At 70.6% G+C, this 26,940-nt stretch carries 26 protein-coding genes and 1 pseudogene; 12 read left to right on the plus strand and 15 right to left on the minus strand.

Translation table 11 applies throughout. The annotated features are described in order from the left end of the window. The first annotated feature begins 89 nt into the window (after window positions 1-89). The 4 genes from OHA61_RS31775 (at window position 90) to OHA61_RS31790 (ending at window position 5,574) form a co-directional block, all read left to right on the plus strand. Complete coding sequence (locus OHA61_RS31775) at window positions 90-1,478, plus strand: CitMHS family transporter (RefSeq protein ID WP_406305932.1); 1,389 nt, start codon at window positions 90-92, stop codon at window positions 1,476-1,478. Window positions 1,479-1,640: 162 nt separating this feature from the next. Beyond that, complete coding sequence (locus tag OHA61_RS31780) at window positions 1,641-2,984, plus strand: ABC transporter ATP-binding protein (RefSeq protein WP_406305933.1); 1,344 nt, start codon at window positions 1,641-1,643, stop codon at window positions 2,982-2,984. Window positions 2,985-3,080: 96 nt separating this feature from the next. Beyond that, window positions 3,081-4,475 (plus strand): aldehyde dehydrogenase family protein, encoded by a 1,395-nt coding sequence (locus OHA61_RS31785; RefSeq protein ID WP_406305934.1) that lies wholly within the window; start codon window positions 3,081-3,083, stop codon window positions 4,473-4,475. A gap of 19 nt (window positions 4,476-4,494) precedes the next feature. Then, window positions 4,495-5,574 (plus strand): Zn-dependent alcohol dehydrogenase, encoded by a 1,080-nt coding sequence (locus tag OHA61_RS31790; RefSeq protein ID WP_406305935.1) that lies wholly within the window; start codon window positions 4,495-4,497, stop codon window positions 5,572-5,574. Between the two features lie 334 nt (window positions 5,575-5,908). On the opposite strand, the gene OHA61_RS31795 is transcribed toward OHA61_RS31790, so the two are convergent. The 3 genes from OHA61_RS31795 to OHA61_RS31805 are packed head-to-tail and all read right to left on the minus strand — an operon-like array spanning window position 5,909 to window position 8,311. Beyond that, a complete protein-coding gene (locus OHA61_RS31795; protein ID WP_406305936.1) occupies window positions 5,909-6,889 on the minus strand; it encodes a DMT family transporter in 981 nt (326 codons plus the stop codon). 32 nt (window positions 6,890-6,921) lie between these two features. After that, window positions 6,922-7,617: an ArsR/SmtB family transcription factor gene (locus OHA61_RS31800; RefSeq protein ID WP_406305937.1), complete on the minus strand. Its 696-nt coding sequence runs from the start codon at window positions 7,615-7,617 to the stop codon at window positions 6,922-6,924. A 49-nt stretch (window positions 7,618-7,666) separates the two neighbouring features. Next, on the minus strand, window positions 7,667-8,311 hold the full coding sequence (locus OHA61_RS31805) for a TetR/AcrR family transcriptional regulator C-terminal domain-containing protein (RefSeq protein WP_361918443.1): 645 nt from the start codon (window positions 8,309-8,311) through the stop codon (window positions 7,667-7,669). Between the two features lie 162 nt (window positions 8,312-8,473). Here OHA61_RS31805 and OHA61_RS31810 point away from each other — a divergent pair, with 162 nt between their 5' ends. Beyond that, on the plus strand, window positions 8,474-8,770 hold the full coding sequence (locus OHA61_RS31810; protein ID WP_406305938.1) for a YiaA/YiaB family inner membrane protein: 297 nt from the start codon (window positions 8,474-8,476) through the stop codon (window positions 8,768-8,770). Between the two features lie 56 nt (window positions 8,771-8,826). Next, window positions 8,827-9,462 (plus strand): TetR/AcrR family transcriptional regulator, encoded by a 636-nt coding sequence (locus OHA61_RS31815; protein WP_406305939.1) that lies wholly within the window; start codon window positions 8,827-8,829, stop codon window positions 9,460-9,462. Between the two features lie 13 nt (window positions 9,463-9,475). On the opposite strand, the gene OHA61_RS31820 is transcribed toward OHA61_RS31815, so the two are convergent. After that, entirely contained in the window at window positions 9,476-9,937 is a 462-nt protein-coding gene (locus tag OHA61_RS31820) for a MaoC family dehydratase (RefSeq protein WP_324989827.1), read from the minus strand. 109 nt (window positions 9,938-10,046) lie between these two features. Between OHA61_RS31820 and soxR the strand changes: the two genes are divergently transcribed. After that, complete coding sequence (gene soxR, locus OHA61_RS31825; RefSeq protein ID WP_266478147.1) at window positions 10,047-10,526, plus strand: redox-sensitive transcriptional activator SoxR; 480 nt, start codon at window positions 10,047-10,049, stop codon at window positions 10,524-10,526. Between the two features lie 69 nt (window positions 10,527-10,595). Here soxR and OHA61_RS31830 read toward each other — a convergent pair. Further along, window positions 10,596-11,180, minus strand: a pseudogene (locus tag OHA61_RS31830) (RNA ligase (ATP)); the annotation flags it as partial. Between the two features lie 260 nt (window positions 11,181-11,440). After that, on the minus strand, window positions 11,441-12,052 hold the full coding sequence (locus OHA61_RS31835) for a hypothetical protein (protein WP_406305940.1): 612 nt from the start codon (window positions 12,050-12,052) through the stop codon (window positions 11,441-11,443). A gap of 272 nt (window positions 12,053-12,324) precedes the next feature. Between OHA61_RS31835 and OHA61_RS31840 the strand changes: the two genes are divergently transcribed. After that, window positions 12,325-15,123 carry a penicillin acylase family protein gene (locus tag OHA61_RS31840; RefSeq protein WP_406305941.1) on the plus strand — a complete coding sequence of 933 codons (2,799 nt, stop codon included), beginning with the start codon at window positions 12,325-12,327 and terminating at the stop codon, window positions 15,121-15,123. A 37-nt stretch (window positions 15,124-15,160) separates the two neighbouring features. Here the strand turns inward: OHA61_RS31840 and OHA61_RS31845 are convergent, their stop codons facing one another. The 3 genes from OHA61_RS31845 to OHA61_RS31855 all read right to left on the minus strand — a co-directional run bounded on the left by OHA61_RS31845 (window position 15,161) and on the right by OHA61_RS31855 (window position 18,003). Beyond that, on the minus strand, window positions 15,161-16,465 hold the full coding sequence (locus tag OHA61_RS31845) for a serine-threonine protein kinase (RefSeq protein ID WP_406305942.1): 1,305 nt from the start codon (window positions 16,463-16,465) through the stop codon (window positions 15,161-15,163). A gap of 117 nt (window positions 16,466-16,582) precedes the next feature. Next, window positions 16,583-16,723 carry a hypothetical protein gene (locus OHA61_RS31850; RefSeq protein ID WP_406305943.1) on the minus strand — a complete coding sequence of 47 codons (141 nt, stop codon included), beginning with the start codon at window positions 16,721-16,723 and terminating at the stop codon, window positions 16,583-16,585. Between the two features lie 41 nt (window positions 16,724-16,764). After that, a complete protein-coding gene (locus OHA61_RS31855) occupies window positions 16,765-18,003 on the minus strand; it encodes an exo-beta-N-acetylmuramidase NamZ domain-containing protein (RefSeq protein WP_406305944.1) in 1,239 nt (412 codons plus the stop codon). A 183-nt stretch (window positions 18,004-18,186) separates the two neighbouring features. Between OHA61_RS31855 and OHA61_RS31860 the strand changes: the two genes are divergently transcribed. From OHA61_RS31860 to OHA61_RS31870, 3 genes are read left to right on the plus strand one after another with little or no spacing between them, the layout of a single operon-like run. After that, entirely contained in the window at window positions 18,187-18,951 is a 765-nt protein-coding gene (locus OHA61_RS31860) for an SDR family oxidoreductase (RefSeq protein ID WP_406305945.1), read from the plus strand. After that, on the plus strand, window positions 18,948-20,600 hold the full coding sequence (locus tag OHA61_RS31865) for an AMP-binding protein (RefSeq protein ID WP_406305947.1): 1,653 nt from the start codon (window positions 18,948-18,950) through the stop codon (window positions 20,598-20,600). The genes OHA61_RS31860 and OHA61_RS31865 overlap by 4 nt, the downstream gene beginning before the upstream one ends. A gap of 50 nt (window positions 20,601-20,650) precedes the next feature. Continuing rightward, the gene (locus OHA61_RS31870) at window positions 20,651-21,244 is read left to right on the plus strand and encodes a TetR/AcrR family transcriptional regulator (protein WP_324987416.1); all 594 of its coding nucleotides are present in this window, start codon (window positions 20,651-20,653) and stop codon (window positions 21,242-21,244) included. 162 nt (window positions 21,245-21,406) lie between these two features. Here the strand turns inward: OHA61_RS31870 and OHA61_RS31875 are convergent, their stop codons facing one another. The 4 genes from OHA61_RS31875 to OHA61_RS31890 all read right to left on the minus strand — a co-directional run bounded on the left by OHA61_RS31875 (window position 21,407) and on the right by OHA61_RS31890 (window position 25,112). Next, window positions 21,407-22,621 carry an acyl-CoA dehydrogenase family protein gene (locus tag OHA61_RS31875; protein WP_389370910.1) on the minus strand — a complete coding sequence of 405 codons (1,215 nt, stop codon included), beginning with the start codon at window positions 22,619-22,621 and terminating at the stop codon, window positions 21,407-21,409. A gap of 6 nt (window positions 22,622-22,627) precedes the next feature. Then, a complete protein-coding gene (locus OHA61_RS31880; RefSeq protein ID WP_406305948.1) occupies window positions 22,628-23,650 on the minus strand; it encodes a phosphotransferase family protein in 1,023 nt (340 codons plus the stop codon). Window positions 23,651-23,818: 168 nt separating this feature from the next. Beyond that, a complete protein-coding gene (locus OHA61_RS31885; protein WP_406305949.1) occupies window positions 23,819-24,733 on the minus strand; it encodes an MBL fold metallo-hydrolase in 915 nt (304 codons plus the stop codon). 82 nt (window positions 24,734-24,815) lie between these two features. Further along, window positions 24,816-25,112 carry a hypothetical protein gene (locus OHA61_RS31890; RefSeq protein ID WP_324987406.1) on the minus strand — a complete coding sequence of 99 codons (297 nt, stop codon included), beginning with the start codon at window positions 25,110-25,112 and terminating at the stop codon, window positions 24,816-24,818. A 169-nt stretch (window positions 25,113-25,281) separates the two neighbouring features. On the opposite strand from OHA61_RS31890, the gene OHA61_RS31895 reads away from it, so the two are divergent. Beyond that, window positions 25,282-26,217: an NADP-dependent oxidoreductase gene (locus OHA61_RS31895; protein ID WP_406305950.1), complete on the plus strand. Its 936-nt coding sequence runs from the start codon at window positions 25,282-25,284 to the stop codon at window positions 26,215-26,217. Between the two features lie 8 nt (window positions 26,218-26,225). On the opposite strand, the gene OHA61_RS31900 is transcribed toward OHA61_RS31895, so the two are convergent. Beyond that, complete coding sequence (locus OHA61_RS31900; RefSeq protein WP_361915942.1) at window positions 26,226-26,543, minus strand: DUF202 domain-containing protein; 318 nt, start codon at window positions 26,541-26,543, stop codon at window positions 26,226-26,228. Beyond that, window positions 26,540-26,938, minus strand: a complete 399-nt coding sequence (locus OHA61_RS31905) for a DUF202 domain-containing protein (protein ID WP_324987397.1) — start codon at window positions 26,936-26,938, stop codon at window positions 26,540-26,542. Before OHA61_RS31905 ends, OHA61_RS31900 begins: the two co-directional genes overlap by 4 nt. Window positions 26,939-26,940: the final 2 nt, after the last annotated feature.

Genomic DNA, 26,940 nt, shown 5'->3' on the forward strand with positions numbered 1-26,940 from the left:
CAACATCTTGTTAACGGCTCTTGGCGACACCTAACGTCATCCGAACCGCCCCTCCGGTGGGAGTTCAAGGATGAACGTTAGGTGTCCCCATGCTGACAATCCTCGGCTTCGCCATGATTGCGACCTTCCTGGTCCTGATCATGATGAAGAAGATGTCGCCCATCGCGGCGCTGGTCCTCATCCCCGCACTGTTCTGCGTATTCGTCGGGAAGGGCGCGCACCTCGGTGACTACGTCATCGAAGGCGTCGGGAACCTCGCCCCCACCGCGGCGATGCTGATGTTCGCGATCGTCTACTTCGGCGTGATGATCGACGTCGGTCTCTTCGACCCGATCGTGCGCGGCATTCTGCGCTTCTGCAAGGCGGATCCGCTGCGCGTCGTGGTCGGTACGGCGGTGCTCGCCGCGATCGTCTCGCTCGACGGCGACGGCTCCACCACCTTCATGATCACCGTCTCGGCGATGTACCCGCTCTACAAGCGCCTCAAGATGAGCCTCGTCGTGATGACGGGCGTCGCCGCCATGGCCAACGGCGTGATGAACACCCTCCCCTGGGGCGGCCCCACCGCCCGTGCGGCGACCGCGCTGAAGGTGGACGCCGGCGACATCTTCGTCCCGATGATCCCGGCGCTCGGCGTCGGACTGCTCTTCGTCTTCGTCCTCTCCTATGTGCTGGGCCGGCGCGAGCGCAAGCGCCTGGGTGTCCTCACCCTCGACGAGGTGCTGGAGCCGGAGACCGAGACGGTCCTGGTCAAGGCGGGCGGCGGCGGGCAGGCCGCGTCCACAAGTGCCGGTACCGGTGCGGGGGTTCCCCAGCAGGACGACAGCGACGAGGGCTTTCAGGGCCTCGACCCCAACCGCGCGACCCTGCGGCCCAGGCTGTACTGGTTTAACGCGGCGCTCACCGTTGGCCTCCTCACCGCAATGATCATGGAATGGCTGCCGATCCCGGTACTGTTCCTGCTCGGCGCCGCGCTCGCCCTGACGGTCAACTACCCCAAGATGACCGACCAGAGGGCGCGGATCGCCGCCCACGCCGAGAATGTCCTGAACGTCGCAGGCATGGTCTTCGCCGCCGCCGTCTTCACCGGAGTCCTCACCGGCACCGGGATGGTCAAGCACATGGCCGACTGGCTCGTCGGCGCCATCCCCGAGGGGATGGGCCCGCACATGGCACTCGTCACCGGCGTTCTGAGCATCCCGCTCACCTACTTCATGTCGAACGACGGTTTCTACTTCGGTGTCCTGCCCGTCCTCGCCGAGGCCGGCTCCGCACACGGCGTCTCCTCGCTGGAGATCGCCCGCGCCTCGCTCACCGGCCAGGTCCTGCACATGTCGAGCCCGCTCGTCCCCGCCGTGTACGTCCTCGTCGGCATGGCCAAGGTCGAATTCGGTGACCACACGCGGTTCGTCGTCAAGTGGGCCGCCCTGACGTCGCTGATCGTGCTCGGCGCGGGAATTCTCTTCGGCATCATCTGATGCCTTCCAGCGGCTGACCCGCCCCGACACCGCCTCCTTCGCTTCGCGCGGGAGGCGGTGTCGGTTTCGCGGACCCAACCTTCGCGCGACTCATTCCCTGACCGGGAGTAGTCGGCTAGTTTCAGGCGTCTCAGTCGCTCCCCTCTTCCTCCGGCGGAACTTATGAGTCGCGCCATATCCCTGCGCAGTGTCAGCAAGAGGTACGAACGCTCCAACCGCGCCGTCGACCGTTTCTCCCTCGACATCGAGCCGGGAGAGTTCGTGGTGCTGCTCGGCCCGTCGGGCTGCGGAAAGTCGACCGTCCTGCGCATGATCGCGGGCCTCGAGGACATCACCGAGGGGGAGTTGCTGCTGGACGGTGAGTACGCCAACCACATCCCGCCCCGCGAGCGCGCCATGGCGATGGTCTTCCAGAACTTCGCGCTCTACCCGACCATGACGAACCGCGAGAACATCGGCTTCCCGCTGCGGCTGGAGAACCCGCGTGCGGACAGCGGCCCGCAGATCGAGGCCACCGCCCGCATGCTCGGCATCGAGGACGTCCTGGACCGCTACCCCAGCCAGCTCTCCGGCGGCGAACGCCAGCGGGTCGCGATGGGCCGGGCCATCTCCCGACGGCCCTCCGTCTTTCTGATGGACGAGCCGCTGTCCAACCTCGATGCGAAGCTGCGCAACCATCTGCGCGCCGAAATCTCCCAGCTCACCTCCGAGTTGGGGGTGACGACCGTGTACGTCACGCACGACCAGGCCGAGGCGATGTCGCTCGGCGACCGGGTCGCGGTGATGCGCGGCGGCGTACTCCAGCAGGTGAGCACTCCGCGCGAGACCTATGCCCTGCCCGCGAACGTCTTCGTCGCCGCGTTCATCGGCACGCCGCGGATCAATCTGCTGCAGGCGGTGGTCTACGCTCCGCTGGACGGCCGGATGTCGATCGATCTCGGCAAACAGCGGCTTCCGCTGCCCGAACCGCTGAGCACCGACCACCAGTTGCTCCGCATCCAGCAGGGCCGGCAGATCATCGTCGGCCTGCGCTCGGAGGCCACGCGGATAGCCCCGCCGAGCCAGGCCCGCCCCGGCGAGGTCGCGCTGACCGGGATCGTCGAGCACATGGAGTACCAGGGCCATGAGGCGCTCGTGCACTTCAACACCGGCTCACAGGCCGCCGTGGTCGCCGACCTCGAGTCGCCCAGGCCGCAGGGCACCGTCCGCAGGCGCCGGACCCGCAGCGGCCCGAGCGTGCTGACCCGTCTCAAGAAGCGCGCGGTCGCCCATGTCTCGGGGCCCGTGGTGGCCCTGGACGACCCGGAGCCGCGGCCGGGGACCATGACCGCCGAGCGCCCGTCCGTGGCGGCGAGCGATCTGGTGGTGCGGACCGGGCCCGATGTGCGGCTGCGCACCGGCGCGCAGGTGCCGCTGCTCGTCGATCTCGCGCACCTCTATGTCTTCGACCATCACGGCCGCAGGATCTGCCCTGCTCCGACGGACCTCCCGGGCCTGGACGCCTGAGAGGCCCCCGCTACGCTCCAGGTGCCCTGGCGTCCAAAAACTAACACCGCTAGTTTGTGGGTGCGGACGACTGACGGCAGCTTCTGGAGGAGTGCGATGAAGGCTCACGACGGGATGTACATCGGCGGCCAGTGGCGGCCCGCCCGGGGTCCGGACACGATCGCGGTGGTGAACCCGGCGGACGAGCAGGTCATCGCCCATGTCCCGGCCGGTACGGCGGACGACGTCGACGACGCCGTGCGCGCGGCCCGCGGGGCGCTCCCCGGCTGGGCCGCCACCCCGCCCGCCGAACGCGCCGCCCGGATCGCGGCCCTGCGCGATGTGCTCGTGGCCCGCGCGGACGAGATCGCCGAGACCGTCACCGCCGAGCTCGGCTCGCCGCTCCAGCTCTCGCAGACGGTCCACGCGGGCGTGCCGGTCCTGGTCGCCGGTTCGTACGCGGAGCTGGCCGCCTCGTACTCCTTCGAGGAGAAGGCCGGGAACTCCACCGTGCTGCTGGAGCCGGTCGGCGTGGTCGGTGCGATCACGCCCTGGAACTACCCGCTGCACCAGGTCGTCGCCAAGGTCGCCCCGGCGCTCGCGGCGGGCTGCACCGTCGTGCTCAAGCCCGCCGAGGACACCCCGCTGACCGCGCAGCTCTTCGCCGAGGCCGTCGACGAGGCCGGGCTGCCCGCAGGCGTGTTCAACCTGGTGACGGGTCTCGGCCCGGTCGCCGGGCAGGCACTCGCCGCCCACGAGGACGTCGACCTGGTCTCCTTCACCGGCTCGACCGCAATCGGCAGGCAGATCGGCGCGACCGCGGGCGGCGCGGTCAAGCGGGTCGCCCTGGAGCTCGGCGGCAAGTCCGCCAATGTCATCCTGCCGAGCGCCGACCTGGCCAAGGCCGTCAAAGTCGGCATCGCCAACGTCATGTCCAACTCCGGCCAGACGTGCAGCGCATGGACCCGGATGCTGGTCCACAAGGACCAGTACGACGAGGCGGTGGCGCTCGCGAGGGCCGCGGTCGCCAAGTACGTACCGGGCGAGCGGATCGGCCCGCTGGTCAGCGCCAAGCAGCAGCAGCGCGTACGCGGCTACATCGAGAGGGGCGTCGCCGAGGGCGCCCGCCTGGTCGCCGGCGGCCCCGAAGCCCCGCGTGAGACGGGCTACTACGTCAGCCCCACCGTCTTCGCCGATGTCACCCCGGAGATGACCATCGCGCAGGAGGAGATCTTCGGCCCGGTCGTCTCGCTGCTCAAGTACGAGGACGAGGACGACGCCCTCCGTATCGCCAACGGCACCGTGTACGGGCTCGCGGGCGCGGTCTGGGCCGCCGACGAGGCCGAAGCCGCCGCCTTCGCCCGGCGGATGGACACCGGGCAGGTCGACATCAACGGCGGCCGCTTCAACCCCCTCGCACCCTTCGGCGGTTACAAGCAGTCGGGCGTCGGCCGGGAGCTGGGCGCGCACGGTCTGTCCGAGTACCTCCAGACCAAGTCCCTCCAGTTCTGAGCCGGGAGTCCTACGCATCATGGTCCGCGCCGCCGTACTGCCCGCCGTCGGCTCTCCGCTGGAGATCACCGGCATCCACCTGCCCGAACCCGGCCCGGGTCAGGTGCGGGTCCGTCTCGCCGCAGCCGGGGTCTGCCACTCCGACCTGTCCCTGTCCAACGGCACCATGCGGGTGCCGACGCCGTGCGTCCTCGGTCATGAGGGCGCGGGCACCGTCGTCTCCGTCGGCGAGGGGGTCACGAATATCGGCCCGGGCGACGGCGTCGTCCTCAACTGGGCGCCGTCCTGCGGCAGTTGCCACCACTGCTCGATCGGCGAGGTGTGGCTGTGCGCCAATGCCCTCGCGGGCGCGGCGAACGTCTACGCCCGTACCGGCGACGGCGCGGAACTGTACCCCGGCCTGAACGTCGCGGCCTTCGCCGAAGAGACCGTCGTCGCCGCGAACTGCGTCCTGCCCGTCCCCGACGGCGTCCCGCTCACCGACGCCGCCCTGCTCGGCTGCGCGGTCCTCACCGGGTACGGCGCGGTCCACCACTCCGCCCGTGTCCGCGAGGGCGAGTCGGTCGTGGTCTACGGCGTCGGCGGGGTCGGCCTCGCCACGCTCCAGTCCGCCCGGATCGCGGGCGCGTCGACGATCATCGCGGTCGACGTGTCCGAGGAGAAGGAGTCCCTGGCGCGGGGGGCGGGTGCGACCGAGTACGTCCTCGCCTCCGACACCACCGCGAAGGAGATCCGCACGCTCACGGGCGGCCAGGGCGCGGATGTGGCGATCGAGTGCGTCGGGCGGGCCGCGACGATCCGCACCGCCTGGGAGTCCACCCGCCGGGGCGGCCGCACGACGGTCGTCGGCATCGGCGGCAAGGACCAGCAGGTCACGTTCAACGCGCTGGAACTCTTCCACTGGGGCCGCACGCTGTCGGGCTGCGTCTACGGCAACAGCAACCCGGCGGTCGACCTGCCGGTTCTGGCGGAGCATGTGCGCGCGGGCCGGCTGGACCTGGCGGCCCTGGTGACGGACCGGATCGGCCTGGACGGGATCGCGGATGCGTTCGCCAACATGCTGGCGGGCCGGGGCGGGCGTGCGCTGGTGGTCTTTTAGGGGTTCTCGCCCCACCCCGCCCCTTCCCGAACTGGGGGCAGGTCCCCAGCCCCCGGACGGGGCTTCGCCCCGGACCCCGTATGCGACCTTCGGCCGCATGTCCTCAAACGCTGGACGGGCTGGATTGTGCGGCCCTGCCCCACATCTCAGCCTCGCCGGCGTTTGAGGCGTGGTCCCGGACGCGAAATTCAGCCCCGCCGGCGTTTGAGGCGCGGGGGTCCGGGGGCGGAGCCCCGGCAAGGGGGTCTGGGGGCTTGCCCCCAGTTTCGGGAAGGGGCGGGGTGGGGGAAAACCCACCGCCTGTCAGGCCGGCCCAGCTGCGGGAGGCGGCGGATCAGTCCTGACGGCCGCCGGCCTCGGACACCCCGGCATCCCGCGCGCACGTCGCCGTGTCCGCCGGCGCAACCGGCGCGTCCGCTGAGCCCGACCTCCGGGCCCGGGAGCGCGAGACGGCCACTCCCGCCAGGCACAGCGCCCCGCCCGCCAGGGTGAGCGCGGCCGGCACCTCGTCCAGCGCCAGCCACGACATCAGCACGACCAGCGCCGGCACGGCATAGGTCGTCGCGCCCATCCGCCCCGCGGTCGTACGGGCCAGCGCGTAGGCCCAGGTCGTGAACGCCAGCGCGGTCGGGAAGACGCCCAGGTAGACCATGTTGAGGGTGGCCGACAGCGGAGCCCGTTCCGCCTGGGAGACCAGCTGTCCGACGAACGGCAGACAGGCCACCGCCCCTACCAGGCAACCGAACGTCGTCACCTGCAGTGCGCTCGCGTGCGCCAGCGCGGGCTTCTGGCTCACCACCCCGCCCGCGTACCCCACCGCCGCCAGCAGGCACAGCAGTACGCCCAGCGTTGAGGCGCTGCCCTCGCCCGACATCGAGAGGCCGACGGTCACCGCCCCCGCGAACGACACCGCCATCCCGGCCAGCAGCCTCGGCGGCAGCGCCTCACCGAGCAGCCGGGCGCCGAGCAGCGCGATGAGAATCGGGCCGATGTTCACGACCATCGCGGCCGTGCCCGCGTCGACCTCCTGCTCGCCCCAGTTGAGCACCACCATGTAGACGCCGAACCACAGCAGCCCGGATATGGCGATCCCCGGCCAGGCGGCCCGCGGCGGCAGCCCCTCGCGCCGGACCAGCAGGACGCAGCCGAGGGCGAGAGACGCGGCGAGGAGCCGCCCGAGGGCGAGCGCGCCGGGGGAGTACACATCACCGGCGCTGCGGATCGACACGAAGGCGGAGGCCCACAGGACGACGGTGACGCCCGCGGCGGCAAGAGCGGGCCACTGCGCACGAGCGGGGCGTGGGGAGTGCGTCATGCACCGACCGTACGGCGTCGACTGTTCGGCGTTCACCGCAATGTCCCTGGCTCGATGCCGAGCAGCTCGGCCAGCGCCCGCTCGCCGTCCGCGGTCACCTTCACCGCGCGCTCGGACCCGATCCGTACGCACCAGCCCGCATCCAGGGCGTGTCGGCACAGCTCCGCTCCCGCGAGCCCCGCGAGATGGGGTTTGCGCTCGGTCCAGTCCAGGCACGACCGTACGAGCGGACGCCGCCCCTTCCGCTCCAGCGTGAGCCCCAACTCGCCGAACCAGGCGATGCCTTGGGCAGTCAGCGCGAAGCCGTTGTCCTGGTGCAGCAGCCCGCGTGCGGTCATGGCCTGGGTGATCGCGATGCCGAGCCGTCCGGCGAGATGGTCGTAACAGGTGCGTCCGCGGGCCATGGCGCTGCGGGTACTCGCCGCCCGCAGCGAGGCGGGCGGCGAGTCGGGGGCGGGTGGGGTGTGCGCGGCCAGCTCCTCGACGAGACGGGCGACGCTCTCGCCCGCGAGCCGCACATACCGGTGGCGCCCCTGGCGCTCCTCGGCGAGCAGTCCGCCGGCGACGAGCTTGCCCAGATGCTCGCTGGCGGTCGACGGCGCCACGCGCGCGTGCCGGGCGAGTTCGCCCGAGGTCCAGGCACGGCCGTCCAGCAGCGCGAGACAGAAGGAGGCCCGGGTCTCGTCGGCGAGGAGCGCGGCCAGTGCGGCAAGGTCTCTGGACTGCATGTGTCCAGGATGGCCCCATCACTGTTCGGCGGCCGCCGAACAGTGTCCGTCAGGCGCGCACCAGGGCCTCGTACTGCACGGACAGACCGTCGATGAGCGCCCGCAGGCCCGTCTCGAACGCGCCCTCGTCCACCTTCTGCTGCCTCTCGGCGAGCAGATGTGCCTGCCCGAGATGCGGATAGTCGGCCGGGTCGTACGCGGACTCGTCGTCGACGAAGCCGCGGGCGAACGAACCGAGCGCCGAGCCGGTGATGAAGTACCGCATCAGGGCGCCGATATGGGTCGCCTGGGCCGGTGGCCAGCCCGCGCGGACCATCGCGCCGAAGACGGCGTCGGCCACCTTGAGCGCCGCCGGGCGGCGGCCCGGGCCGCGGGCGAGTACCGGCACGGTGTTGGGGTGGTCGGTCAGGGCCGCGCGGTAGGAGACGGCCCAGTCGTGCAGCGCGGTGCGCCAGTCGCGCTTGTCGCCCTCGTCGAACATCGACAGGTCGACCTGGGCGCTGACCGCGTCGGCGACGGCGTCGAGGATCTCGTCCTTGTTGCGGAAGTGGTTGTAGAGGGAGGGGCCGCTGACTCCGAGTTCCGCGGCGAGCCTGCGGGTGGAGACGGCGTCGAGGCCCTCGGCGTCCACGAGCGCGCTCGCCGTCTCGACGATGCGCTCTCGGCTGAGCAGGGGCTTGCGCGGGCGGGCCATGCGGCACATGGTAGGGCCTGCCAACGGGAAACTAGCAATGATAGTTAAAATGGGAACGCCGCCGAGTGGGGCCGTGCCGAGAGCGTCGACGAGTAGGTCTGAGTACGCGTGTAAGTACGGGAGCGGATGTGGCACGGCCCACGCCGACCGATGCTGACGCCTATGAGTGAGACACAGGTCAAGCAGCAGAACACCGCGGCCTTCTACGGACAGTCCGTCGCCTCCTTCGCCGTCGCGCTCGGCGCCGTCGGCCTCGGCATCCTTTATCTCGACGCCGACGTCTGGGTGCGGGGCTTCCTCGCCATCGCCGTCCTCTACCTCACGACCTCGGCGTTCACCCTGGCCAAGGTGATCCGGGACCGGCAGGAAGCCGGGCAGATCGTCAGCCGGGTCGACCAGGCCAGGCTCGAGAAGCTGCTCGCCGAGCACGACCCCTTCCAGAAGAGCTCTAAGCTCTAAGCGCTTGCTCACCCTCGGGGTATGGTGTGCCTTCTGATGAACGGAAGGGGCGAGCGATGAGTACGGCGGAGGACACGGCCGACGAGGACATGCCGTGGGGCGAGGTCACGCCCGAGGCGGCGAGAAAGCTGCTCGTCGCCGCCGTCGAGGCCTTCGCCGAGCGGGGCTATCACGCGACGACGACCCGGGACATCGCGGGCCGCGCCGGAATGAGCCCCGCCGCGCTCTATATCCACTACAAGACCAAGGAAGAGCTGCTCCACCGGATCAGCCGGATCGGGCACGACAAGGCCCTGGAGGTCCTGTCGACGGCGGCCGACACCGCCGGTACGCCCTCCGAGCGGCTCGCCGCGGCCGTGAGTTCCTTCGTCCGCTGGCACGCCGGACGGCACGACACCGCACGCGTGGTGCAGTACGAGCTCGACGCGCTCTCCGGCGAACACCGCGACGAGATCGTCGCGCTGCGCCGCCGCAGCGACGCCGTCGTCCGCGGAATTCTGCACGAGGGCGTCGAGTCGGGGGAGTTCGACGTCCCGGACGTGCCCGGCACCACGGTCGCCGTGCTGTCGCTCTGCATCGACGTGGCGCGCTGGTTCAACACGCGCGGCCGCAGGACGCCCGACGAGGTCGGCGAGCTGTACGCCGACCTCGTCCTGCGCATGGTCTCCGCCCGCAAGAGCCAGGACTCGTAGGAGCCGGCAGGTCTCAGAAGAAGTAGCGGGACACCGACTCGGCCACGCACACCGGCTTGTCGCCGCCCTCGCGCTCCACCGTGACGAGGGCGGTCACCTGCACACCGCCGCCCGCCTCCTCCACGCTCTGCAGCACCGCCGTCGCGCGCAGCCGCGAGCCCACGGGTACGGGGGAGGGGAAACGGACCTTGTTCGCTCCGTAGTTGATGCCCATCTTCATGCCCTCGACGCGCAGGACCTGCGGGACGAGCGCCGGGAGCAGCGACAGCGTGAGATAGCCGTGCGCGATCGTCGTGCCGAAGGGGCCGGTCGCCGCCCGCTCCGGGTCCACGTGGATCCACTGGTGGTCACCGGTCGCCTCGGCGAAGAGATCGATCCGCTTCTGCTCGACCTCCAGCCAGTCGCTGTGCCCCAGCTGCTCGCCGACCCCGGCGCGCAGCTCCTCGGCGGACGTGAAGATCCTCGGCTCGGCCATGTCCCTGCTCCCTGCGTCTCGTCTCTGCGGAACATCAATGTCTAAGCGCTTGCTCAGCATGGTTGGGCGGACAGCTCCTGTCAACGACGGGCCCAGTAGGCTTCGAGGAGTGCCACAGATTCCCGAGAAGATTCACGAGCTCACGGTCGGCCAGCTATCCGCGCGCAGCGGCGCCGCCGTGTCAGCCCTGCACTTCTACGAGTCCAAAGGGCTGATCAGCAGCCGCCGGACCAGCGGTAACCAGCGCCGCTACAGCAGGGACGCGCTGCGCCGCGTCGCCTTCGTACGCGCCGCGCAGCGGGTGGGTATTCCGCTCGCCACGATCAGGGACGCACTGGCCGAACTGCCCGAGGAGCGCACACCGGACCGCGAGGACTGGGCGCGGCTCTCCGAGGCGTGGCGGGCGGAGCTCGACGAGCGCATCAGACAGCTCGGCCGGCTCCGCGACCATCTCACCGACTGCATCGGCTGCGGCTGCCTCTCCCTGCAGACCTGTGTCCTGTCCAACCCGGACGACATCTTCGGCGAGCGGCTGACGGGCTCCCGGCTGCTGCCGGAGCGCGGCCGGCCCGCGAAGGACCGTGCCTGAGCATGAGGCAAAGGCGGGCCCGCACCCCCGTGACGGGCCCGCCTCTTCCCCAGGGGGTGTCCGGCGGGACTACTCGTACTCCGTGCCGCCCTTGCGCGTCAGATACGCCGGGCTGACCGCCTTGGCGATCGCCCGGCCGCCCAGCACCGGGCTGTAGCGCTCGGTAGCGGGACGGATCACGACGCCTTCGCGCAGATGCAGTTCGCGCCCGGACACGGTCTCCCGGCCGCTCGCCAGTTCCAGCACCGTGTCGATGTCGAACGGACCTGCGAACAGCCGTGGCACCAGCGGCAGTTCGCCCTCCAGCAGCCCAGCCGTCTCCAGCCAGCGGACCTGGCCGTCGATCTCGGCCGACACGTCGAAGACGGCGTAACCGAGCGCTTCGGAGCGGGCGTTGGCCCCGTAGGCGAGGTCCTGCACCCCGGCGCCGTACACCTCGCCGAAGATCCCGACCCGGCTCGCCCCCAGCTTCTCGGCAAGGCGTGCCGCGACCGCCGGGACGTCATGGCCGAGCACCGCGCGCCAGTACAGATTGCGCGGATCCTCCGTGAGGGCAAGGCCCTTGGCGCCGAAGCCCTTCGACGAGACCTGAACACGCCCCTGCCCGTCGCCCGTCACGCTGTACGTCAGCAGACAGGCCGAGCCGTGCAGCTTTGCGGGGGCTCCGCCCCCGCACCCCCGCGCCTCAAACGCCGGCGGGGCTGAGTTTCGCGTCCGGGACGACGCCTCAAGCGCCGGCGGGGCTGGATTTGTGCGGCTGGGCCGCACATTCAGCCTGTCCGGCGTTTGAGGACATGCGGCCGGAGGTCGCATACGGGCCCGGGGGCGAAGCCCCGCCAGGGGTCTGGGGGCTTGCCCCCAGTTCGGGAAGGGGCGGGTAGGGGAAAAGGCCCCGCAGGGCCCGGCCCGACCGTTCAGGCCACCGACGCCAGTTCCCTGCGCCCCGCCCGCTTCGCCGCCGCCACCGCATCGGACGTCAGTACGGGCTGCGGCACGACAATCCCGCAGCCCGTGCAGACCGGCCCGACCCAGGGCTCGTTCGCCAGATCCTGCCGCCACACGATGTGCGTCCCCCCGCACACCGGGCAGCCGTTTCCGGGTTCGGTCTCCAGCGCGGATATCAGCCGGCGCAGGACCTCGTCGAGCGGTGCCGACGGATGGGCGGCCGGGCTGTCGCAGCGGGCGACCCCGTTCCCGCCCCAGGTCCGCCGGTGCCAGTCGTCGATCGACGCCGGCCGTCGCAGTCCGTCGTGCTTCTCGCGCTTGCGGCGGTCCGCGAAACTCTCCTCGTACGCGAGCCAGACGGCCCGCGCCTGTTCCAACTCGTCCAGCGCGGCCACCAGCCGCACCGGATCGGGGGCCCGGTCCTCGGGCTCGATGCTGTGCCTGGCGCACAGATGAGCCCAGGTTGCCCGATGCCCGTAAGGGGCAAATCGCTCCAGGCACTTGCGCAGCGAATAGCGTCGTAGCGCCAGATCACACCGCGCATCGCGCACCTGTCTCGCAAGACTGCGGAAACCTGCCATCGCACTGCCACCTCCGTCGCTGGTACTTCGGCGTTGAGGAATGGACGTACGAGTACCCGATCCGGCTCCATCGAAAATTCGATGGGTGTCATCACTGTCCGGTGGTGGTGATCACGCCGGTTCGTCCGGATCGCCCCGGCGGGCGGCCCGCGATGCCGTTGGCCAACTGCCCCACTCCGCACGGCGATTCGCAGAAGGTGACGCATGTTCACCTTACTTGCGCGTCTTACCGCCAGTAACCTCCGGCGCATCGGCCTCCCCGAGGAGCACCCATGCGACGACGCATCGGAAGACTCGCACCTGCCACCGCCGCCGCGGTGTTCGCGCTCGCCGCCGGTCTGCTGGCCCCCCTGCCACAGGCCGCGGCCGTCGCCACCGCAGCCCCCACCGCAACCGCAGCCGACGGCGATCTCTGCCAGGGCCGGTGCGCCGACATCCTGCCTCCCGGGCAGAACGGCAACGCCACCCTCGCCGACATCCTGGTCCACAAGGTCCTCGGCACCCGCCCCGCCCACAGCTCCGACCAACTCGGCCGCTACGACTCCCTGGTGGGCGGCTACGGCGGTCTCACCGACGCCAAGCTCAACGACTTCTTCAACGACTCCTCCTTCGGCGTGCCGGACGGTCAGGCCGAGTCCGTCACCACCCCCCGCCCCGACGTCACCATCACCCGGGACAAGAAGACCGGCGTCCCCCACATCAAGGGCACCACCCGCTACGGAACCGAGTTCGGCGCCGGATTCGCCGCGGGCCAGGACCGCCTGTGGATGATGGACCTGTTCCGGCACATCGGCCGCGGCGAACTGACCCCGTTCGCCGGCGGCGCGCTCGCCAACCAGGGCCTGGAGCAGCAGTTCTGGCCCTCTGCCCCCTACACCGAGGCCGACTACCAGGCTCAGATCGACCAGATCCGGGCCACCGAGGGCGCCCGCGGCGAGCAGGCCATGGCCGATGCCCAGGCGTATGTCGACGGCATCAACGCCTATCGCGTGCAGTCGAAGAACGGGCGCTACTTCCCCGGTGAGTACGTCCTCACCGGGCACATCGACGCGATCACCAACGTCGGGGAGATCCAGCCCTTCAAGGTCACCGATCTGATCTCCATCGCCTCAGTGGTCGGCGGCCAGTTCGGCGGCGGAGGCGGTGGCGAGGTGCAGGCCGCGCTCTCCCTGCTGGCTGCCCAGAAGAAGTACGGCGTGGTGGAGGGCACCAGGGTCTGGGAGTCCTTCCGGCAGCGCGAAGACCCCGAGGCCGTGCTCACCGTCCATGACGGCACCAGTTTCCCGTACGCCCAAAAGCCCGCGAACCCGCGTGGCACGGCACTGCCCGACGCCGGTTCGGTCGTCCCCGAGCAGCTCGTATACGACAGAACCGGCTCTGCGGGGACGGGAGTCAAGTCCCCGCTGCGGGCGCCCGCGGCGCTGAAGCCCGCGCAGGGCATGCACGACGACGGAGTGATCGAACCCGGCTCGCTCGGCGGCAGGCGCGGTATGTCCAATGCGCTCCTCGTCTCCGGCAGGGCCACCGCGAGCGGCCACCCCATCGCCGTATTCGGTCCGCAAACCGGCTACTTCGCGCCACAGCTGATGATGCTCCAGGAGCTGCAGGGGCCCGGCATCTCCGCGCGCGGTGTCTCCTTCGCGGGCGTCGGCATGTACGTCCAGATGGGCCGCGGCAAGGACTACGCCTGGTCCGCCACCTCCGCCGCCCAGGACATCACCGACACGTACGCCGTCGAGGTCTGCCAGGACGACACCCACTACCTCTTCCGGGGCGTCTGCACCCCGATGGAGAAGCTGGAGAAGACCAACTCCTGGAAGCCGTCCGTCGCCGACTCGAACGCCGCGGGCTCCTACCGGCTGCAGGTCTTCCGTACCCGGTACGGGATCGTCACCCATCGCGCCACGGTGGGCGGCAAGCGCGTCGCGTACACCTCGCTGCGCACCACCTACCGCCACGAGGCCGACTCGATCATCGGCTTCCAGATGCTCAACGACCCCTCGTTCGTCACGGACCCCGCGTCCTTCCAGCAGGCCGTCCACAACGTCGACTACGCCTTCAACTGGTTCTACGCCGACTCCCGCACCGCCGCGTACTACAACAGCGGCATGAACCCCGTTCGGGCCGCCGGCGTCGACCCAGCGCTGCCCGTCGCGGCGGAGCGGGCATACGAGTGGCAGGGCTACGACCCGGTCGCCAACACCGCCGCGTACACGCCCTTCGCCCAGCATCCGCAGTCCGTCGGCCAGGACTACTACATCTCCTGGAACAACCGGCAGGCCAAGGGATACGCCAGCGCGGCCTTCGGCTTCGGCGCCGTGCACCGCGGCGATCTGCTGGACGACCGGGTGGCAGAACTCGCCGCGGACGGCGGGGTGACCCGCGCCTCGCTCACCCGGGCGATGGCAGAGGCGGCGCTCACCGACCTGCGCGGGGAGCAGCTGCTGCCCGAGCTGCTCGCGGTGCTGCGCTCGGGGCCAGTGACCGATCCCCAGCTGAACGCGGCGGTACAGCGGTTGGAGGCTTGGCGGGCCGCGGGCTCACAGCGCAGGGAGACCGCGCCCGGTTCGCACACCTATACCCATGCCGACGCCGTCCGCATCATGGACGCCTGGTGGCCGCTGCTGATCGAGGCCGAGTTCAAACCGGGTCTCGGCGCCGACCTGTACACCGCGCTGACCGGGAGCCTGCCGACCGACGAGTCCCCGGCGGCGGCCCATGGCGCGACCGGCGCGCACAGCGGCTCCTCCTTCCAGTACGGCTGGTGGGCCTTCGCCGACAAGGATCTGCGCCAGGTGCTGGGCCGGCCGGTCCAGGGCCCGCTGGCCACGACGTACTGCGGCGGCGGGGACCTCGCCGCCTGCCGTGACGCGCTGCTCGCCACGCTGAAGCAGGCCACGGCGAAGCCCGCGACCGAGGTCTATCCCGGCGACGGAAGCTGCAAGGCCGGGGAACAGTGGTGCACGGACGCGATCATCCACCGGGCGCTGGGTGGCATCACCCACCCGGCGATCAGCTGGCAGAACCGGCCGACCTATCAGCAGGTCGTGGAGTTCCCGTCCCATCGCTAGACGCAACAGCCGCGGGTCGCACGGACGTTGAGAACGCTCAGCGTCCGATGCGGCCCGCGGCCAGGATCACCCGCGCCAGCTCCTCGTGACAGATGTCGCTGTGCGCACCGGCGGGAGGCCCGCCGCGACGCACCACCGAGGCCGTGTCCACGCTGACGCAGCCCGAGCCGGGGATCCCCTGCCGAAGCGCCTCCTCCAGCGTCAGCCTGACCAGCGGCTGCACGGCCTGGATGCCGTCGTGCCCCATCGCCCACCACCTCTTGTCGAGCCCGACCACGTTCGCGTCGTCCCCGGCCAGGCTGGAAGCCAGCGGATAGATCACGCCGAGCGCGCTGTCGTGCCGCGAATAGCAGGCCACCACCGGCCCGTCGACCCGGTGCTCCATACCGCGCAGGGTGCCGCCGCTGTGTGCCGCGTGCGGCAGGCTCTGCGCGAACGCATAGTGCGAGAAGGCTCCCTGGAGGAGCGTCAGCGACTTCACGTTGTTCGCTCCGTGGGGCAGCCCGCGCAGGGCGTAGGAGACCAGCCGCGCCCCCTGGCTGTGCCCCACCAGATGCACCCGCACCGCGGGGGACGACCGGGCGAGCTGCCCCAGCAGCGGGCCGAGACCCAGCTCGCCGACCCTCCCGGCGCGCCGCTTCATCGCGTAGTACGTCGTCTGCCGCAGCAGTTCCTTCGCGCCCTTCCACACCTTCTTGAGCCCGCCTCCGATGGCGAAGGACTCGACGGCGGGCTCCTTCTCCGTCACCTCCACGCTCTCCTCCAGCGCGAGCGCGAACCTCCGGCACATCGTCAGGGAATCCTCGAACAAGACGGCGGGCGGGCCCTGTTCGTCGTGGGGCAGATCGTCCGTGAAACAGCTGCCGCCGACTCCGCCGACCGGTGCCTCGGCCAACTGCCGCGCCAGTGAGCCGAACTCGGCGAAGGCGGCTTCCGACTCGGGCTGCGCGTGGAGCAGTTGAGCGAGCCGTCGCACCGTCCCGTCGTGCCCGGGAAACAGCTCGACCAGGGCGTCCTGCGTCGCCTTGTCCAGTGCGGAGTCCAGTGGGGGAGCCGTGGCGGACGGCCGGAAGTCCGGAATCGGCTCGTCCGTGAACTTCATGGACGGCCACACCACACCCACGTATCCGAGCCGTACCCCCTCGCCCGTCAGCCCCGGGAAGGGCGCGAAGAAGGCCGAGTACAACTGGTTGGCGACGGACGGCGAGTTGTTCCACCCGTGGGCGAACATCACCAGATCGGTGACGTCCATTTCAGCCAGACTGTCGCGCTGCGCGGCGTTCACGTCGCCGTCCTCGTCGAAGGTGACTTCCCGGTACGGCTCCACGCTCATTTCCGGCATGACCGGCCCTCCCCGTTTTTGTCCGCCGATGCCCCAGCATCCTGCGCGAAGGGAGGAACGGCCATACCTACGACCGTGCTCGATCGCGCCTGGTCCCCGTCGGTCACAGGCGGTCGGTCAGAGGCGGTGGGCCGTGCGTACTTGGTGGAGATGGATCAGTGCGTCGCACGTGGTGCCCAGCCGTACCGGCTCGCCGATGGTCCGGGTCTGGCGTACCACATTCAGCCAATCCCGCGCGAGCGGTGGTGCGTTACGCATGTCGACGTAGTAGTCGCCGCCTCTCTTCGGTGGGGCTTGCCTCAGTACCGCAGGTACGTCCTCCGTACGGCCCTGAACGCGGCGAGATCGCCCTGCCACGCCGCCACCACCTCGTCCGCCCCCGCACCCGCGTCGATCATCGTCCGCACCCTTGCCGACCCCGTCAGCTTGTCGATCCAGTTGTCGGGCCGCCAGGCGAAGCCGTTCCACACCCGCTTCGCCGTCACCAGCAGGCCGATCCCGGTGCGCACGGGGTCGTACGACGTGCGGTCGTGGACATGCAGCTGGACCCCGCCGACCGTCTTTCCCTGGAACTTGGAGAACGTCGGAGTGAAGTACGCCTCGCGGAAGCGGACACCGGGCAGCGCGAGCGCATTGGCGGCCGCCGCCCAGGCGTGGTTGATGCCTTCCGCACCCAGGAGTTCGAAAGGACGTGTCGTGCCGCGGCCCTCCGACAGATTGGTGCCCTCGAACAGGCAGGTGCCCGAGTAGACCAGCGCGGTGTCCGGCGTCGGCATGTTCGGGCTCGGCGGGACCCAGGGAAGACCCGTCTCGTCGAAGAAGTCCGAGCGCCGCCAGCCCGCCATCCGCACCGTCTCCAGCTCCACCGGACGGGTCAGGAACTCGCCGTTGAACAGCAGCGCCAGCTCGGTGACCGTCATCCCGTGTGCCTGCGCGATGGGCTCGCGGCCCACGAAGGTCGCGAAGGCCTTGTCCAGGACGGGCCCCAGCGCGGCACGGCCCGTCACCGGATTCGGCCGGTCCAGGACCACGAAGCGCTTGCCCGCGAGCGCCGCCGCCTCCATGCAGTCGTAGAGGGTCCAGATGTAGGTGTAGAAGCGTGCGCCGGCGTCCTGGATGTCGAAGACGATCGTGTCCACGCCGGACGTGGTGAAGATGTCGGCGAGGGCCTGCCCGCTCTTGGTGTACGTGTCGTAGACGGGCAGCCCGGTCGCCGGATCGTCGTAGCGGCCCTCGGAGCCGCCTGCCTGGGCGGTGCCGCGGAAGCCGTGCTCCGGGCCGAAGACGGCGAGTAGGTTCACCCGGTCGTCGGCGTGCATGACATCCACGATGTGCTGTGCGTCCCGGGTGATCCCGGTCGGGTTGGTGACCACACCGACCCGCTGTCCGGCCAGGGGCGTGTAGCCGTCGGCGGCCAGCCGCTCGAAGCCGGTGCGGACCCGGCGGCGGCCTGCGTGGGCCGCGGCGGGCGAAGAGGCCGCGGCCAGCGCGCCCACCGCGCCACCGGCGGCCAGCAGACCCCGTCTGGACAGGCTCATCGGGTTACCTCCGTGGTCGCTGTCTGTCATGGCCACGCACGCTAGCGTGCACGGCGGACGTGCGGAACGATTGCGGCAGCGCGGTTCGGCCCCTTGTGCCCGTGGCCGCACGCCCCCTTCCCCCACGACATACCGACTGGTTAGTCTGCTCGCACGGGACGGTACGTGGAGAGGCGGAGCTTGATGAGTGCGGTACAGGGCGCTGGGGTTGTGGTCACGGGCGCGGGCGGCGGCATCGGAGCCGCCCTGGCCCGCCGGTTCGCGGCGGAGGGCGCCCGCGTCGTCGTCAACGACATCGACCCGGCCAGGACCAAGGCCGTGGCCGACGAGATCGGCGCGACCGCGGTGCCGGGCGACGCCTCCGAGATAGTGGAAGAGGCCCGCGACGCACTGGACGGAACCGTCGACGTCTACTGCGCCAACGCCGGACTCGCCTCGCCCGGCGACGTCTTCGCCGACGAGCAGGTGTGGGCAGCCGCCTGGGACGTCAATGTGATGGCGCACGTCCGCGCGGCCCGCATCCTGCTGCCCGACTGGCTGGAGCGCGGCAGCGGCCGCTTCGTCTCCACCGTCTCCGCCGCCGGCCTGCTCACCATGGTGGGCGCTGCCCCCTACAGCGTCTCCAAACACGGCGCGTACGCCTTCGCCGAGTGGCTCCAGCTCACCTACGCCCACCGGGGCCTGAAGGTGCACGCCATCTGCCCGCAGGGGGTGCGTACGGACATGCTCACCGCGGCAGGATCGGCGGGCGAGCTCGTCCTCGCCCCCACCGCGATCGAGCCCGAGGACGTCGCCGACGCGCTGTTCGAGGGTATCGAGGCCGACCGCTTCCTGATCCTGCCGCACCCCGAGGTCGCCGAGTTCTACCAGGCACGCGCCGCGACGCCCGAGCGCTGGCTGGCCGGCATGAACCACATCCAGCAGAAGTGGGAAGGAGCGCAGAGGTGACATCCGTCTACGCGGCAAGGCCATGGCTGGCCCAGCTCACCGAGGCCCAGCGGGCTCCGATCACCCCGCCCGCGAGCGTCGTGCACTCCTTCCGCGCCGCCGTGGCCCGCGCCCCCGAGCACACCGCGCTCGCCTACTTCGACGGGCGCCTGAGCTACCGCGAGACCGACGAACTCTCCGACTCCGTCGCGGGCCATCTCGGTTCCCGCGGAGTCGGGCGCGGCGACCGCGTGGCGATCATGCTGCAGAACACCCCGCACTTCGTGATCGCGCTGCTCGGCGCCTGGAAAGCCGGGGCGACCGTCGTCCCGCTCAACCCGATGTACAAGTCGGCCGAGGTCGGGCATGTCCTGAGCGACGCCGAGGCCACCGTGCTGATCTGCTCGGACCGCGCCTGGGAGTCGTATCTGCGCGACAGCGCCGCCCACTCGCCCGTACGCCTCGCCCTCACCGCCTGCGAACTGGACCTGCAGAGCCGCGACGACGAACGAGTCCTGGGCTTCGAGCGGCAGCCGGCCCCGGTGGACACCCACGACCTGCTGGCCGTGGCCCGGCTTGGACTGAACGCGCCGGAAGGCCGCGAACTCACCCCCGCCGACGTGGCGTTGATCAGCTACACCTCCGGCACCAGCGGCACCCCCAAGGGCGCCATGAACCTCCACGGCGGCATCGTCCACAACGCCGAACGTCAGCGCACCGGCCACCCCGTGCCCGAGGGCTCCTGCTACTTCGCGCTCGCGCCGCTGTTCCACATCACCGGCATGGTGTGCGAGCTCGCCGCCTGTATCGCCAACGCCGGCACCCTCGCCCTCACCTACCGCTTCGAGCCGGGCGTCGTCCTCGACGCCTTCGCCGAGCACCGGCCCGCGTACACAGTCGGCCCCTCCACGGCCTTCATGGCGCTGGCCGCGCATCCCGCTGCCACCCGCGAGCACTTCGCCTCCTTCCGGGTGATCTGCTCCGGCGGCGCCCCGGTGCCTCCCGCGCTGGTCGAGAAGTTCCGCACGGGCTTCGGCCCCTACCTGTACAACGGCTACGGCCTCACCGAGTGCACCGCCCCCTGCGCCTCCGTACCGCCCGAGAAGCAGGCCCCGGTCGACCCGGCGTCCGGCACCCTCTCCGTCGGCGTGCCCGGTCCCGACACGATCGTGCGGATCGTCGACGAGAAGGGCCAGGACGTCCCCCTCGGCGAGCAGGGCGAGATCGCGGTGAGCGGCCCCCAGGTGGTGCCCGGATACTGGCGGCTGCCCGAGGCCACGGCCGAGGCCTTCCCGGACGGTGAACTGCGCACCGGCGACATCGGCTTCATGGACACCGACGGCTGGCTCTATGTCGTCGACCGCAAGAAGGACATGATCAACGCCTCGGGCTTCAAGGTCTGGCCGCGCGAGGTGGAGGACGTCCTCTACACGCACCCGGCGGTTCGGGAGGCGGCCGTCGTCGGGGTACCCGACGACTACCGCGGAGAGACCGTCAAGGCCTACATCAGCTTGCGCCCCGGGGCGAGCGTGGAACCGGCAGAAATCTCCGCGTACTGTGCGGAGCGCCTGGCCGCGTACAAGTACCCGCGCGAGGTGGAGATCCTGCCGGAGCTCCCGAAGACGACAAGTGGGAAGATCCTCAGGCGGGAACTGCGTTTCCCCGGGTAAGTCAAGACACGAGTGAACCGAGTGAACTGAGTGAAAGGCAGGTGGCGGCAATGGCCAGGACGACGGACGGGGACGGCACCCCCGTCCCGCAGAGGCTGCTGGCCGCCGCCACCCGGCTCTTCGCCGAACGCGGCTACGACCGCACCTCCGTCCAGGAGATCGTCGAGGCGGCCGGCGTCACCAAGGGAGCGCTCTACCACTACTTCGGCTCCAAGGAAGACCTGCTCCAGGAGGTCTACGCCCGGGTGCTGCGGCTCCAGCAGGAACGCCTCGACGCCTTCGCCGACGCGGACGAGCCGGTTCAGACGCGGCTGCGCGGCGCGGCGGCGGACGTCGTGGTGACGACCATCGACAACCTCGACGACGCGGCGATCTTCTTCCGCTCCATGCACCATCTGAGCCCGGAGAAGCACAAGCAGGTGCGGGCCGAGCGCCGCCGCTACCACGAGCGTTTCCGGGCGCTGGTCGAAGAGGGCCAGCAGAGCGGGGTCTTCTCCTCGGCCACGCCCGCGGACCTGGTGGTGGACTACCACTTCGGCTCGGTCCACCACCTGTCGACGTGGTACCGCCCGGACGGCCCGCTGACCCCTCAGCAGGTGGCGGACCACCTGGCAGACCTCCTGCTGCGAGCGCTGCGCCCGTGATTTAGAGGGGGCTGGATCTGCGGCTCGGCCGCATATCCAGCCCGTCCGGCGTTTGAGGACATGCGGCCGAAGGTCGCATACGGGGAGGTTGGGGGTCCCCCCGGACGGAGTCTGGGGGAGGGCGGGTCGGGGAACAGCCCGCCGCAGGCGCCCCCCGCCCACCTACACGTACCGCTTCAACTCCCGCCGCGCCAGCGACCGCTGGTGCACCTCGTCCGGCCCGTCCGCCAGCTTCAGCGTCCGCGCCGCCGCCCACAGCTCCGCCAGCGGGAAGTCCTGGCTCACCCCGCCCGCGCCATGGACCTGCACCGCCTTGTCGAGGATGTCCACGACCGCCCGCGGCGTCGCGATCTTGATCGCCTGGATCTCGGTGTGCGCCCCGCGGTTGCCCACCGTGTCCATCAGCCAGGCCGTCTTCAGCACGAGCAGCCGCAGCTGCTCGACCGAGACCCTGGCGTCGGCGATCCAATTCTGTACGACGCCCTGCTGGGCGATCGCCTTGCCGAAGGCCTGACGGGACACGGCCCGCCTGCACATGAGCTCGATCGCCCGCTCGGCCATGCCGATCAGCCGCATGCAGTGGTGGATACGGCCCGGGCCGAGCCGCGCCTGGGCGATGGCGAAGCCGCCGCCCTCCTCGCCGATCAGGTTCGACGCGGGTACCCGTACATCGGTGAAGACCACCTCGGCGTGGCCGCCGTGGGAGTGGTCCTCGTAGCCGTACACCTGCATGGCGCGCCGGACCTCCAGGCCCGGGGTGTCGCGCGGCACCAGGATCATCGACTGCTGGAGGCGGATGTCCTCGCCGTCCGGGTCGGTCTTGCCCATCACGATGAAGATCTTGCAGTCGGGGTTCATCGCCCCGGAGATGTACCACTTACGGCCGTTGATGACGTAGTCGTCGCCGTCGCGCTCGATCCGCGTCTGGATGTTCGTCGCGTCGGAGGAGGCGACCTCGGGCTCGGTCATCGCGAAGGCGGACCGGATCTCCCCGGCGAGCAGCGGCTCCAGCCACTGCTTCTTCTGCTCGTCGGTGGCGAACTGCGCGAGGACCTCCATGTTCCCGGTGTCGGGAGCGGCGCAGTTCAGCGCGGTCGGTGCCAGGTGCGGGCTGCGGCCGGTGATCTCGGCGAGCGGCGCGTACTGCAGATTGGTCAGGCCCGCCCCGTGCTCCGCGTCGGGGAGGAAGAGATTCCACAGTCCCTGCTTGCGTGCCTCAGCCTTGAGCTCCTCCACGATCGCCGGAGTGTCCCACGGCGAGGCCAGCTCGGCGCGCTGCTCGTGCTCGACGGCCTCTGCCGGGTAGACGTGCTCGTCCATGAAGGCGAGCAGCTTGGCCCGCAGCTCCTCGGTTCGCGCGTCGAATGCGAAGTCCATGTGTACTCAGCCTTCCTGGAGGGTGGTGAGGCCGTGCTCGATGAAGAGGGGCACCAGCGCGCCGATCCGGTCGAAGCCGGGGCCGACGGTCTGGCCGAGGGTGTAGCGGTAGTGGATGCCCTCGAGGATCACGGCGAGCTTGAACCAGGCGAAGGCCGTGTACCAGGAGATGGCGGAGGTGTCGCGCCCGGAGCGGGCGGCGTACCGCTCGATCAGCTCGGCCACGTCCGGATGGCCCGCCGCGCCCGCAGTGGTGCTCACGGGGGATTCGGGCAGCTCCAGCTTGACGCTGTACATCACCAGCAGACCGAGGTCGGTCAGCGGATCGCCCAGCGTCGACATCTCCCAGTCGAGGATCGCCTTGATCCGGTCGTCCGGGCCGACCAGGACGTTGTCCAGCCGGTAGTCGCCGTGGATGACGGCGGGGGCGGGGGAGTCGGGCAGCGCGCGGCCGAGGGCGGCGTGCAGCTCGTCGATGCCGGCCAGTTCGCGGTTGCGTGAAGCATCGAGCTGCTTGCCCCAGCGGCGCAGCTGCCGGTCGAGGAAGCCCTCGGGGCGGCCGAAGTCCGACAGACCCACCGACTCGGGGTCCACGGCGTGCAGTTCGACCAGCGTGTCGACCAGGCCGAGGATGGCGTTGCGGGTGCGCTCGGCCCCGAGCGGGGCCAGTTCCTCGGCCGTGCGGTACGGAGTGCCGTCCACGAACTCCATGACGTAGAACGGCGATCCGATCACCGACTCGTCCTCGCACAGCAGCACCGGCTCGGGCACCGGCACCGCGGTCGGGTAGAGGGCGCTGATCACCCGGTGTTCGCGCTTCATGTCGTGCGCGGTGGCCAGTACGTGCCCGAGCGGGGGCCGGCGGACGACCCAGCGGCCGGTGCCGTCGGTGACGGAGTAGGTGAGGTTGGAGCGGCCGCCCTGGATCAGCCGGACACTGAGCGGTCCGCTCACCAGACCCGGACGCTCGCGGTCGAGATAGCCGCGCAACTGCTCGGGATCGAGGCCTGGCGGGGGGACTGAGCTCATCGGTGGCACCTCCGAAGGGCGGTAGAGCGGGTCCCGCTCATGATGACCGACCAGTCGGTATGTCGTCCAGTGCGCGCGCTGAACCGGGGTCTGGATCACATGCTCCAGACCCACATCCATCCATGCCGGCCATATATGAGAACGGCGGTCGCGTGTCCGCCGGGCGGTTCAGGCGTGGCAGGCCACCGGAACGCCGCCGTTCATCGCCGCCATGTCACCGAAGACGGCGACGGGATCCAGCGGAGAGCCCTCCGGCAGGCCGTCCAGCTCCGCGTACGCCCGGTGCAGGTTCGCCACCAGCCGTTCGGCTTCCCTCAGCTCGGCGAAGACCCCGAGATCGGCCTGCTGGGCGGTCTCCAGTGGCGTGAGCCCCTTGGCGCGCCCCTGCCCGGCCAGCTCGGCGACGTAGCGCAGATAGCGCTCTGTGGCGTCGTATGCCGAAGGGTCGGTGATCGGGCCGTGCCCCGGCACCACGGTCGTCGCGTCCAGCGATCGCAGCACGTCCAGCGCCCGCAGTGACCCGCTCAGCGAGCCCATCGGGATGAAGGGTGTGCCGCCCTCGAAGATCAGGTCCCCGGTGAAGACCACCCGCTGCCGCGGCAGATGCACGATCGTGTCCCCGGGGGTGTGCGCGACGCCGCCGGGGTGGATGAGCCGAACCTCGATGTCCCCGACATGGACCGTGAGCCGGTCGTTGTACGTCACGGTCGGGGCGATGATCGAAATGTCGCCGAAGTCGGTGCCCGGCCACATGAGATGGAGCTGATGCCCGGCCGCCAGCTGCTCGCTGCGGCAGGAGTCGTGGCCGATCACCACGGCCTCGGGCAGGAAGACCCCGTTGCCGTAGGTGTGGTCGCCGTGGTGGTGCGTGTTGACGAGGGTCCGCGGAAGCGGGACCCCGGTCGCGACGAGCGCCTCACGCAGCGCGCGTGCGCGCCGCTCGGTGGCGGCGGTGTCGACGAGGAGAGTGGACTCCCCGTCGCTGACGAACCCCGCGTTGTTCAGGCACCAGCCGCCGTCCGGCTGGATGTAGGCGTGCACTTCTGGTGCGAGCTGGACGGTGTACGGATCGCTGACGGACAACTGAACTCCCCCGAATCGAGGCTCAACCGGTCAGCAGGAGCCTGCCAGTCGGCCCCGGCGCGGGGGAAGCCGGGGGGTGCGTTCAGTGGTCGTCCCAGTGCCCTTCGTGCTCGGCGTGTCGGTGTCCGTCATGGACGTAGTCGACATGGTCACCGTGCTCCACGGCCGGGTGCCCGCAGCCGGGACCGTGCTCGTGCGCGTGGCCACTGTGCGAGACATGCTCGCCGGGCTCGCACTCGTCCCAGTGGCCGGAGTGGGAGCGGTGGAGGTGTCCGTCGTGGGCGTAGTCGACGTGGTCGCCGTGCGGGACCTCGGCGTGTCCGCAGGCCGGACCGTGGACGTGCTCGTGCGCGGGGTGCTCATGGTGGAGGACGGTCATCAAGCTCACCTTTGATCGGATATGCGGCGTTCTGTCATGGTTCAGGCTAGCTCTGAAAGCCCGGCTCGTCCGGGTCCCGGCAACGTGCCGCACCCGGGAAAACCGGGGCCCGCACCCCCTGTGCCCCAGCCCGCTTGCGCGGGTGCCGCACCCGGCCGAGGGTCGGATCATGAAGGCGATCAGCTACAACCGGTACGGCGGGCCCGAGGTCCTTGAGTACGGGGAGCGTCCCGAGCCCAAGGTCGGACCGGACTCCGTGCTGGTCAAGGTGCGCGCGGCGGCCGTCAACCCGGTCGACTGGAAGGCTCGCGAGGGCTACATCGACACCCTCTTCGAACCGGTGTTCCCGGTGATCCCCGGCTGGGACGTCTCGGGCGTGGTGGTCCAACCGGGTATCGCCGTCACGGAGTTCGCGGTCGGCGACGAGGTGATGGGATACGTACGCGAGGACTTCGTCAGCCGCGGCACCTTCGCCGAATACGTCGCGGCCCCCGTCCGCACGCTGGCCCGCAAACCCCTGAACCTGAGCTTCGAGCAGGCCGCGGGGCTGCCGCTGGCCGGGCTCACCGCGTACCAGGTGCTGCGCGGCGCGCTCAAGGTGAACAGCGGGGACACGGTCCTGGTGCACGCCGCCGCCGGCGGGGTCGGGTCACTCGCCGTGCAGCTCGCCAGGCACGCGGGGGCACGCGTGATCGGCACGGCGAGCGAACGCAACCACGACCATGTGCGCGAGCTCGGCGCGGAGGCGGTGACGTACGGGGACGGGCTCGCCGAGCGGGTCCGCGCGCTGGCTCCCGACGGTGTCGACGCGGCGTTCGACACGATCGGCGGGGACGCGCTCAAGTCCGCGGCCGAGGCACTCGCGCCCGAGGGCCGGCTCGCCTCGATCGCGGACCGCGAAGTCCTGAGCCTCGGCGGCAACTACTGCTGGGTGCGGCCCGACGCGGCGGAGCTGGCGGCGCTGGGGGAGCTCGCCGAGCAGGGCGTGATCTCCGTCCATGTGGACCGGACCTTCCCCCTGGAGCAGACGGCCGAGGCGCAGGCCGTGAACGCCGAGGGCCGCACCCGCGGAAAGATCGTCGTCACCGTCGACTGGGAAACCTAGGACTGACCTCAGACCACCATCGCCACCGCGAACCCGGCCAGAGCGATGGTGCACGCCACCGCGGCCAGCGCCGCCCGGTCCGACAGCACCTGCGGCCTCGGCCCTGCGCCCAGGGCGCGCACCCGCCAGTGGGCCACCCGCAGAAAGGCCAGCCACACCAGCGCACTGAGCGCCACCGCCACGAGCCCGGCCGTACTCAGATCGCCGCCCGCCACCTGCCGGGCCGCGAGCACGGCCGCCACGGTGAATGCCAGCGTGGTCCTGCGCCACGCCAGCCTCGTCCGCTCCGGCTGCAGCCCCGGATCCCGTTCGGGCGCGGCCGTCAACGCCCGCCCTCCCAGCCGAAGAGCACGACCACCACCATCGCCACCGCGACGGCGGCGACCGCCAGGCTCAGCACCGTCGGGAACCGCGAAACGGGCAGATCCTCGCCCCGCCGCATCGCCCGCTCACAGCGCACCCAGTGATTCACGGCCCGCAGCGCACACAACACCCCGGCTCCCAGCAGCCCGAGCGCCATCCCGGTCCGCAGCCACCGGGCCAGGTCCGGCAGAAACTGATCGACCGCGAACCCGCCGCCGATCAGGGCCAGCGCCGTCCGCAGCCAGGCGAGAAAGGTCCGCTCATTGGCGAGCGAGAACCGGTAGTCGGGAGTCTCGCCCTCCTCGCTCACCCGCTGGGGCGCGAACCACAGCCGCAGACTCCGTCCGAAATCGCTCACGC

Origin of the sequence: Streptomyces sp. NBC_00885 (assembly GCF_045207475.1) — a bacterium.
Taxonomy (GTDB): Bacteria; Actinomycetota; Actinomycetes; order Streptomycetales; family Streptomycetaceae; genus Streptomyces.

What these genes read in the sequence shown, in the direction of transcription:
- OHA61_RS31775 (WP_406305932.1), top strand. Translation starts at nt 90, where the DNA reads ATGCTGACAATCCTCGGCTTCGCCATGATTGCGACCTTCCTGGTCCTG.
- OHA61_RS31780 (WP_406305933.1), top strand. Translation starts at nt 1,641, where the DNA reads ATGAGTCGCGCCATATCCCTGCGCAGTGTCAGCAAGAGGTACGAACGC.
- OHA61_RS31785 (WP_406305934.1), top strand. Translation starts at nt 3,081, where the DNA reads ATGAAGGCTCACGACGGGATGTACATCGGCGGCCAGTGGCGGCCCGCC.
- OHA61_RS31790 (WP_406305935.1), top strand. Translation starts at nt 4,495, where the DNA reads ATGGTCCGCGCCGCCGTACTGCCCGCCGTCGGCTCTCCGCTGGAGATC.
- OHA61_RS31795 (WP_406305936.1), bottom strand. Translation starts at nt 6,889, where the DNA reads ATGACGCACTCCCCACGCCCCGCTCGTGCGCAGTGGCCCGCTCTTGCC.
- OHA61_RS31800 (WP_406305937.1), bottom strand. Translation starts at nt 7,617, where the DNA reads ATGCAGTCCAGAGACCTTGCCGCACTGGCCGCGCTCCTCGCCGACGAG.
- OHA61_RS31805 (WP_361918443.1), bottom strand. Translation starts at nt 8,311, where the DNA reads ATGGCCCGCCCGCGCAAGCCCCTGCTCAGCCGAGAGCGCATCGTCGAG.
- OHA61_RS31810 (WP_406305938.1), top strand. Translation starts at nt 8,474, where the DNA reads ATGAGTGAGACACAGGTCAAGCAGCAGAACACCGCGGCCTTCTACGGA.
- OHA61_RS31815 (WP_406305939.1), top strand. Translation starts at nt 8,827, where the DNA reads ATGAGTACGGCGGAGGACACGGCCGACGAGGACATGCCGTGGGGCGAG.
- OHA61_RS31820 (WP_324989827.1), bottom strand. Translation starts at nt 9,937, where the DNA reads ATGGCCGAGCCGAGGATCTTCACGTCCGCCGAGGAGCTGCGCGCCGGG.
- OHA61_RS31835 (WP_406305940.1), bottom strand. Translation starts at nt 12,052, where the DNA reads ATGGCAGGTTTCCGCAGTCTTGCGAGACAGGTGCGCGATGCGCGGTGT.
- OHA61_RS31840 (WP_406305941.1), top strand. Translation starts at nt 12,325, where the DNA reads ATGCGACGACGCATCGGAAGACTCGCACCTGCCACCGCCGCCGCGGTG.
- OHA61_RS31845 (WP_406305942.1), bottom strand. Translation starts at nt 16,465, where the DNA reads ATGCCGGAAATGAGCGTGGAGCCGTACCGGGAAGTCACCTTCGACGAG.
- OHA61_RS31850 (WP_406305943.1), bottom strand. Translation starts at nt 16,723, where the DNA reads ATGCGTAACGCACCACCGCTCGCGCGGGATTGGCTGAATGTGGTACGC.
- OHA61_RS31855 (WP_406305944.1), bottom strand. Translation starts at nt 18,003, where the DNA reads ATGAGCCTGTCCAGACGGGGTCTGCTGGCCGCCGGTGGCGCGGTGGGC.
- OHA61_RS31860 (WP_406305945.1), top strand. Translation starts at nt 18,187, where the DNA reads ATGAGTGCGGTACAGGGCGCTGGGGTTGTGGTCACGGGCGCGGGCGGC.
- OHA61_RS31870 (WP_324987416.1), top strand. Translation starts at nt 20,651, where the DNA reads ATGGCCAGGACGACGGACGGGGACGGCACCCCCGTCCCGCAGAGGCTG.
- OHA61_RS31875 (WP_389370910.1), bottom strand. Translation starts at nt 22,621, where the DNA reads ATGGACTTCGCATTCGACGCGCGAACCGAGGAGCTGCGGGCCAAGCTG.
- OHA61_RS31880 (WP_406305948.1), bottom strand. Translation starts at nt 23,650, where the DNA reads ATGAGCTCAGTCCCCCCGCCAGGCCTCGATCCCGAGCAGTTGCGCGGC.
- OHA61_RS31890 (WP_324987406.1), bottom strand. Translation starts at nt 25,112, where the DNA reads ATGACCGTCCTCCACCATGAGCACCCCGCGCACGAGCACGTCCACGGT.
- OHA61_RS31895 (WP_406305950.1), top strand. Translation starts at nt 25,282, where the DNA reads ATGAAGGCGATCAGCTACAACCGGTACGGCGGGCCCGAGGTCCTTGAG.